At 61.5% G+C, this 4,424-nt stretch carries 1 protein-coding gene and 2 pseudogenes; 2 read left to right on the forward strand and 1 reads right to left on the reverse strand.

All coding sequences use genetic code 11. From position 1 onward, the window contains the following. Positions 1–759 precede the first annotated feature (759 nt). Positions 760–1,167, reverse strand: a pseudogene (locus M8523_RS35825) (transposase); the annotation flags it as partial. A 270-nt stretch (positions 1,168–1,437) separates the two neighbouring features. On the opposite strand from M8523_RS35825, the gene M8523_RS35830 reads away from it, so the two are divergent. Further along, positions 1,438–1,647 carry a hypothetical protein gene (locus tag M8523_RS35830; RefSeq protein ID WP_282589568.1) on the forward strand — a complete coding sequence of 70 codons (210 nt, stop codon included), beginning with the start codon at positions 1,438–1,440 and terminating at the stop codon, positions 1,645–1,647. A gap of 137 nt (positions 1,648–1,784) precedes the next feature. Further along, positions 1,785–2,858, forward strand: a pseudogene (gene istA, locus M8523_RS35835) (IS21 family transposase); the annotation flags it as partial. Positions 2,859–4,424 lie beyond the last annotated feature (1,566 nt).

Here is a 4,424-nt window from a genome sequence, read left to right on the forward strand (position 1 = left end):
CGGCAACCCCGTTCCCAGGACTCCCTTGAATCATAAATAACTCAGTCGACTCAACATGTCATCGGACAGACACTGAGATGAGGCAGCGATAACGTCGTGCAATGACAGGCCTGCAGTCCGACAGAACTGTCTCGCAATCTCGGTACCTCGCAAGGCAAATGAAAGGAGATCGGCGATGGGTAGCTCTTCCGCAACGCTTCGCTTCTTCAACCACGTTGCAGCCTTCTCGGAGGCGTGATTGATCGATCCTCGCGGTTGATCAGCTGGTTGACCCAAATTTTTGTGTTTGACGACATGGCTGTGCATCGATTCCACCGAATGGTCGATGCCTACCGGGGGTCTACTTTCGCTAAAGCCGCGGTTGCTGTTCGACATCGTCGAACAGCCTGGGCCCGCTCACCGGCATACTTTCCACCTCATCGTCAAGGCACGCGACGAGGCCGGCCCTTTCTTCTGGCGCCATATAGGCAGGCAATGGCGGAGATGCGCACCAGCAGTCTATGCATCCCCAAAAAATGGATGAATGAATCGTAGCGACCCGTCAAGCCCATGATTGCCGGGGCTGAGGGTGGACCATCATCCGCTATGCGCCGGTACAAAAATAAGCCGGGTCGCCAACGCAGAGCCTCACGCATAGAAGACTGGACCCATGTACCGCACCCGATGGTGCCGTCGCGAAGTTGGTTGGAATTGCTTTTGGCGCGATCTCCGGCGTGACGAGACTATTTGATCATGCGGCGAGGTCATAACCTGATCGAAGAGCTTTTCGCCGAGGGTTTTCCAGCCGCCAATTTTTTGCATGGTGATCTGGCCGGACACCATCAGTGCCCAGAACAACATGGCGGCGGTTTCGGCGACCGGCAGCACGGTCGGCGTCTTGATCCGCCGCTTGAACTCCTCGTGCAGCCTCTCGATGGCATTCGAGGTACCGATCGATTTCCACAGGCTTTGCGGAAAGCGCGTGAGGGTGAAGAGCCGGTCGACGGCTTCCTCCAGGCTGGTAGCCACGGCCGGGCATTTCAGCCGCCACTTCCGGAGGAAGGCTTTGCGGCGGCTTTCGAACTCCTTGGACGTCTTGGCGTAGATCATATCTCTGTAATCGTTGGAGAGTTCCTCGTGCAGCCGCTCCGGTGCGTGGGCCAGGAGGTTACGATGCTTGTGGACCGTGGGGCTGTTGATAAACTCCGGTCTTCATTTGCCGAGGCGATGGCCGGCTGATTCACTGCTGACATGGTGGTCGGGAGGCCGGCATGTTGTGGCACAAGGAACGCGGTCAGACCGAGTTGTTCATTACCGGTTCTCTCCGGCAGCTTCTTCCTGACGATCACATTCTGGTCCGGGTCGACCGGGTTCTCGACCTTTCCTGGCTGCGGAGCGCGCGCGGCGCTCGAAGCCGAGGCGCGCGTTGCTGCGGCGGCGAAGGACGCAGCGCGCCCTTTGCCGTCGCCCAAGGCGGATGGCACGCCGTCCAAACGGAGCGGGCCCAAACCCAAGCGCCCGACCGGCACGCCGGAGCCGACGGCCCAGCGCAACTTCACCGATCCCGAAAGCCGCATCATGGTGGGCCGAAACGGGTTCATCCAGGCCTGCAATGGTCAGGCGGCGGTCGACGGCAAGCACCAGATCATTGTGGCTCACCGCTGTTGATGCCGGAGTGAAACTCCCCAAAACCGCCGGTTGAAAACTCCCCAGTTGGACGTCTGCCGCCGGGCTTCCGGCGCGCGCCCCGGGAGCCCGGCGGTTGCGATTTGCCGATGCTTTCCCGATGGGCGGGGGGTGAGTCGGTGGTCAAACTGGGAGAGCTGGTGATGATCCTAGACCTGCATCGACAGGGGCTTTCGGTGAGCGCGATCGCGCGTCAATGCGACCTCGACCGCAAGACGGTGCGGCGTTACATCGAGCGCGGCCTGGATCCGCCGGCGTATGGGCCACGCCAGCCTCGGCCGATGCTGCTGGACCCGTTCTCGGGGTATCTGCGCGAGCGTGTCACAGCCTATCCGGGGCTGAGCGCCGCCCGGCTGCTGCGGGAGGTGAGGGAGCGGGGCTACCAGGGCGGCTAAACTGCCGTGACCGACTTTCTCCGCGACGTGCGGCCGCCGCCCAATCCCGCCTATGAGGTTCGTTACGAGACCGGGCCTGGCGATCAGGGCCAGGTGGACTTCGACCAGTTCCAGGTGGTGTTCACCGACGAGCCGAGCATGCCGCGGATCGTGTGGCTGTTCTCCATGGTGCTGGGTTACAGCCGGCTGACCTGGGCCAGGTTCGTGGTGCACCAGGACCTGGCGGCGGTGCTGCGCTGCCATGTGGCGGCGTTCGAGGCGCTGGGCGGGGCGCCGCGCGAGCTACTCTACGATCGGATGAAGACGGCGGTCGCCAGCGAAAGCGATGACGGCGGCATCGTCTACAATCTCGCCCTGATCGACCTGGCGCGCCACTACGGCTTCCATCCGAAGGCCTGCAAGGCCTACAGGGCGAAGACCAAGGGAAAGGTGGAGCGGCCGTTCCGCTACATCCGTCAGGACTTCTTCCTCGCGCGCACCTTCCGCAATTTGGAAGACTTGAACGCCAAGCTGCGCCATTGGCTGGATACTGTCGCCAACCCGCGGGTGCACGCCACCACGCAGCGCATCGTCAACGAGGTCTTCGCCGAGGAACGACCGCACCTGAGGCCCCTGCCGCTGGCGCCGTTCAAGGCGGTGCTGCGCCTGGAGTGGCGCATCTCGCGCGAGGGCATGGTGAGCGTGGGCGGCACTCTCTACAGCGTGCCCGACGCCACCCGCCGAAGACCGGTGGAGGTGCATACCCTGGCCGAGGAAATCCGCATCTTCAAGGACGGGGTGCTGATCGCCAGCCAACCCGGTCATGTTTCAAACTAACCCACTACCGGCCAGGCTCGTCGCCGGTTGCTGGACCGACCGGCATTAAAACCTCCTGATTAGCGGGTAGACCGGCGGGGCTTGGGACCGATACCTTGCTGCCGGCGCGGACGAGAAGACCGGCGGGGTTTGGAGCCGATACCTTGCTGCCGGCGCGGACGAGAAGACCGGCGGGGTTTGGAGCCGATACCTTGCTGCCGGCGCGGATGAGAAGACCGGCGGGGTTTGGAGCCGAAACCTTGCTGCTGGCGCGGACGAGAAGACCGGCGGGGTTTGGAGCCGAAACCTTGCTGCCGGCGCGGACGAGAAGACCGGCAGGTCTTGGGACCGAAACCTTGCTGCAGTTGCGGGCGAAATTAACTGCAAAATGTTGGCTTAAACACTTGCCGCCCTCTGCGGCAAAATTCCGGCTAGAAAGTGTAGAGCACGATAACGCAAACTTGTATGCACCTGCAGTTCATACAAGTTTGCTCGGCCCAAATTCGAGGGCACGATACCGCGAGTCGGGATGCAAGCATCCGCGACTCGCTCGTGCCCTGCCGGGAGCAGCAGAATGATATGCCGATGCAAGACGTGGATCGGCCAAATTCGCTAACGCTCCATCTAAACCATCGGGCTTAAATGCCCTGGTTCAAAGGCCTGATCGTTCGCCGCTACGCGTCGTGACGATCTCTCGACAGGAAAAACTCCGTCTCACGCCCTCAATTTTATGCCATCGCTCAAAGCGACGGGTATGTCCGAGCACCCGAAGACGGGCGCGCCGCCGGTACCTGGCGTCTTCAGACAGAAAAGAGCGTCGCACGGGCGGGTAAAAAACCAGCACAGCAGAACAACGAGCGGAGTTGCAGACGCTCGCTCATACTCGGATTCGCACTTAATCCATTCGCGGGTCCCGATGTCGCGTACCAAGACACCTCAGGAGACCTCGATCGTGCGCTCGGTGATGCGCAGGTCCAGAAACGAACAGCAGTCGAGAACACGAGCGGCGACGCTCGCCATGCAGTCCTGCCAGACCATGCTTTCCCAATTGTATTTCCCGACACTGGCGATCGAAAATGGAAAACTGGGAATGAGGTCAGTGGCTCGAACGGCCAGTTACGGGATGTCGTCGATCAGGCGTTGGCGCAGCGGGCTGATTGGGGCGGCGGGAAGGAAAATGTCCATCGGTGGTTCCTCGGGTGAAAGGAACCTCGATGCTTAGCCCGCGCCCGAGCGCGCTCAAACAGCGCCTGCCGGACGACCTCTCACCACAAGCGCCATCCCGCGCAGCGGGTTCGTTCTTCGGCCAACATCCGGCGAAGAGCAGCCAGCCTGCAGTGCGCCCATCCCCGTCGTTCAGCGGTTTCGCGACCCTTCTCGAAAGCGGCCGTTCGTGCTCTCGCTCGATTTGCAGCGATTTCGCACCGCTGAACGACGTGTTCCGCATCAAGCACTTGGGTCGTGCGAAACACCGGTGCGAAAGGCAGACTCGCTTAGTGTCTGTCCGATGACATGTTGAGTCGACTGAGTTATTTATGATTCAAGGGAGTCCTGGGAACGGGGTTGCCG

It is taken from the genome of Lichenifustis flavocetrariae, assembly GCF_026130545.1.
Lineage (GTDB): Bacteria > Pseudomonadota > Alphaproteobacteria > Rhizobiales > Beijerinckiaceae > Lichenihabitans > Lichenihabitans flavocetrariae.